This is a genomic window from Nocardiopsis sp. TNDT3 (genome assembly GCF_003427465.1).
Classification (GTDB): Bacteria; Actinomycetota; Actinomycetes; order Streptosporangiales; family Streptosporangiaceae; genus Nocardiopsis; species Nocardiopsis dassonvillei.
In genome coordinates this window covers 1-1,999 of the sequence record NZ_QPFC01001127.1, presented here as the reverse complement: position 1 = coordinate 1,999, position 1,999 = coordinate 1, and the positions used below count along the sequence as shown (strand labels likewise).

Below are 1,999 nucleotides of genomic sequence, written 5' to 3'. Positions count from 1 at the left end.
TTCCTCAGACACCCAACAGCGCGCCCCCGGACGCTTCTAGTCGCCCGAGGTCAAGTTCGATCTATCTTCAGCCACTCCCAAACACCCCGAAGGATGCCGGGTCCACTTTCGAGTCCGGCCGGCTGTAGAAGTAATGCCGACCTGCAAAGACTCCTTAGAAAGGAGGTGATCCAGCCGCACCTTCCGGTACGGCTACCTTGTTACGACTTCGTCCCAATCGCCAGCCCCACCTTCACTCACTCCCTCCCACAAGGGGTTAGGCCGCAAGTTTCGGGTGTTGCCGACTTTCATGACGTGACGGGCGGTGTGTACAAGGCCCGGGAACGTATTCACCGCGGCGTTGCTGATCCGCGATTACTAGCGACTCCACCTTCATGGGGTCGAGTTGCAGACCCCAATCCGAACTGAGACCGGCTTTTAGGGATTCGCTCCACCTTACGGTATCGCACGCCCATTGTACCGGCCATTGTAGCATGTTTGCAGCCCAAGACATAAGGGGCATGATGACTTGACGTCATCCCCACCTTCCTCCGAGTTGACCCCGGCAGTCTCCCATGAGTCCCCACCATTACGTGCTGGCAACATGGAACAAGGGTTGCGCTCGTTGCGGGACTTAACCCAACATCTCACGACACGAGCTGACGACAGCCATGCACCACCTGTCACCCGCCAACTAAATGACCTCACATCTCTGCGAGTCCACGGGTGATGTCAAACCTTGGTAAGGTTCTTCGCGTTGCGTCGAATTAAGCAACATGCTCCGCCGCTTGTGCGGGCCCCCGTCAATTCCTTTGAGTTTTAGCCTTGCGGCCGTACTCCCCAGGCGGGGCGCTTAATGCGTTAGCTACGGCGCGGAAACCGTGGAAAGTCCCCACACCTAGCGCCCAACGTTTACGGCATGGACTACCAGGGTATCTAATCCTGTTCGCTCCCCATGCTTTCGCTCCTCAGCGTCAGGTAAGGCCCAGAGACCCGCCTTCGCCACCGGTGTTCCTCCTGATATCTGCGCATTTCACCGCTACACCAGGAATTCCAGTCTCCCCTACCTACCTCTAGCATGCCCGTATCCACTGCAGAACCGGAGTTAAGCCCCGGTCTTTCACAGCAGACGCGACACGCCGCCTACGAGCTCTTTACGCCCAATAATTCCGGACAACGCTCGGACCCTACGTATTACCGCGGCTGCTGGCACGTAGTTAGCCGGTCCTTATTCCCCACCTACCGTCAACCTCCAGAGAACTGGAAGCCTGCGTTGGTGGTAAAAGAGGTTTACAACCCGAAGGCCGTCATCCCCCACGCGGCGTCGCTGCGTCAGGCTTTCGCCCATTGCGCAATATTCCCCACTGCTGCCTCCCGCAGGAGTCTGGGCCGTGTCTCAGTCCCAGTGTGGCCGGTCGCCCTCTCAGGCCGGCTACCCGTAATCGCCTTGGTAGGCCGTTACCCCACCAACAAGCTGATAGGCCGCGAGCCCATCCCTGACCGAAAAACTTTCCACCCTCCACCATGAGGTGGCGGGTCGTATCCGGTATTAGACGGCGTTTCCACCGCTTATCCCAGAGTCAGGGGCAGGTTGCTCACGTGTTACTCACCCGTTCGCCGCTCGTGTACCCCGAAGGGCCTTACCGCTCGACTTGCATGTGTTAAGCACGCCGCCAGCGTTCGTCCTGAGCCAGGATCAAACTCTCCATAAAGGTCACTCAACCCGACCCGCGTCCCCCGAAGGAGCCGTCTGGGCGGGTAAACCTAGAAGTAATCCTGACCAACCGGGTCACCCCGGCTAATCAAAGGAACCTCCGCACACGAACCGAGTGGTTCTGTGTGACGGGGCCAAAACAAACATGGCTTAAAGAAAATCAAACACGCGCTGTTGAGTTCTCAAGAAACAACCGCTCTTCGTGTACAAGCTCCTGTGAGCTTTTCCGCCGAAGGCGTTGTGCGTTTCCGCTTTGTTGTGTCTTTACTTTATCAGGTGTTCCGCGCCCCGCCAAATCGGCGGTTT

The 1,999-nt window shown here is 57.9% G+C and carries 1 rRNA gene; it reads right to left on the bottom strand.

From position 1 onward, the window contains the following. Window positions 1-158: 158 nt before the first annotated feature. Window positions 159-1,691: ribosomal RNA gene (locus DQW06_RS24665) — 16S ribosomal RNA — on the bottom strand. Between the last annotated feature and the right edge of the window lie 308 nt (window positions 1,692-1,999).